General features: G+C 67.0%; 1 protein-coding gene. It reads left to right on the forward strand.

Annotation, left to right across the window (positions count from 1 at the left end; all coding sequences use genetic code 11):
* Positions 1-1,548, forward strand: a 1,548-nt coding sequence (gene arc / locus ACZ34W_RS38640) for a proteasome ATPase (RefSeq protein WP_465611177.1), incomplete at both ends; no start/stop codon positions are given.

A 1,548-nucleotide genomic window follows, 5' to 3' on the forward strand; every position in this document is an offset into this window, starting at 1 on the left:
CCTGCGAGAGGCCCGCGACCAGATCGTGGCCCTCAAGGAGGAAGTGGACCGGCTGGCACAGCCCCCGGCCGGATTCGGCACCTTCCTCAGCCAGAACGAGGACGGCACCGCCGACATCTTCACCGGGGGGCGCAAGCTCCGCGTGAACGTCAGCCCCAACGTCGACCTCGACGAGCTGCGGCGCGGCCAGGAGGTGATGCTCAACGAGGCCCTCAACATCGTGGACGCGATGGCCTTCGAGCGCATCGGCGACATCGTCACCCTCAAGGAGGTCCTGGAGGACGGCGAACGCGCCCTGGTCATCGGCCACACCGACGAGGAGCGGGTGGTGCGCCTCGCCGAACCGCTGCGCGAGCTCACCATCCGGGCGGGGGACGCCCTGCTGCTCGAACCCCGCTCGGGCTACGTCTACGAGGTCGTGCCCAAGTCCGAGGTCGAGGAGCTCGTCCTCGAAGAGGTCCCCGACATCGACTACCGCCAGATCGGCGGCCTCAGCAACCAGATCGAGCAGATCCGCGACGCGGTCGAGCTGCCCTACCTGCACGCCGAGCTCTTCAAGGAGTACGAGCTGCGCCCGCCCAAGGGCGTCCTGCTCTACGGCCCGCCCGGCTGCGGCAAGACGCTGATCGCCAAGGCGGTGGCCAACTCGCTCGCCAAGAAGGTCGCCGAGGTCACCGGCCGGCCCCAGGGCAAGAGCTACTTCCTCAACATCAAGGGTCCCGAGCTCCTCAACAAGTACGTCGGCGAGACCGAGCGGCAGATCCGCCTGGTCTTCCAGCGGGCCCGGGAGAAGGCGAGCGAGGGCACCCCCGTCATCGTCTTCTTCGACGAGATGGAGTCGCTCTTCCGCACCCGCGGTTCGGGCGTCAGCTCGGACGTGGAGAACACCATCGTCCCCCAGCTCCTCGCCGAGATCGACGGCGTGGAGGGCCTGGAGAACGTCATCGTCATCGGCGCCTCGAACCGCGAGGACATGATCGACCCGGCGATCCTGCGGCCCGGCCGCCTGGACGTCAAGATCAAGATCGAGCGCCCGGACGCCGAGGCCGCGAAGGACATCTTCTCCAAGTACCTCAAGGGCTCGCTGCCGTTCCACCCGGACGACCTCAAGGAGCACGACGGCTCCGTCGAGGCCACCGTGGTGGCGATGATCCAGGCGGTCGTCGAGCGGATGTACACCGAGACCGAGGAGAACCGCTTCCTGGAGGTCACCTACGCCAACGGTGACAAGGAGGTCCTGTACTTCAAGGACTTCAACTCCGGCGCGATGATCCAGAACATCGTCGACCGTGCGAAGAAGATGGCCATCAAGGACTTCCTCGACCACGGCCAGCGGGGCTTGCGCGTCTCCCACCTGCTCGCCGCCTGCGTGGACGAGTTCAAGGAGAACGAGGACCTGCCCAACACCACCAACCCGGACGACTGGGCCCGGATCTCCGGCAAGAAGGGCGAGCGGATCGTCTTCATCCGCACGCTCGTCACCGGCAAGCAGGGCGCCGAGTCCGGCCGCTCCATCGACACCGTCGCCAACACCGGGCAGTACCTGTA

The organism is Kitasatospora sp. NPDC022856 (assembly GCF_055561235.1).